Annotated in this window: 1 protein-coding gene; it reads left to right on the top strand. The window is 34.9% G+C overall.

The genetic code is table 11. The features are described from left to right. A partial coding sequence (locus FUA24_RS04045; RefSeq protein ID WP_148540160.1) for a LytR/AlgR family response regulator transcription factor occupies positions 1-304 on the top strand: 304 nt, incomplete at both ends.

Raw genomic sequence — 304 nt, 5'->3', positions numbered from 1 at the left:
CCTTCGCTTAACTTGATAGCCGAATACAGTAGCGCTTTAGAGACTAAAAACGGATTGAATACGCACCAAGTAGATCTTATCTTTTTAGATATTGAAATGCCAGTATTAAATGGATTTGAACTACTAGACGTATTAAACAAAAAACCGCAAATTATTTTTGTAACCGGTAAAACCGAGTATGCTTTTAAAGCATTTAACTATGATGCTACCGATTATTTGCACAAGCCAATTACTAGAGAACGCTTTAACGCATCTGTAGAAAAAGCTTTAGAACACCACCGCTTATTAATGAACCAAAACGAAG

Source organism: Seonamhaeicola marinus, assembly GCF_008085455.1.
Note: the sequence above shows the minus strand (reverse complement) of the source record. Positions and strands in the feature narration are given on the sequence as shown.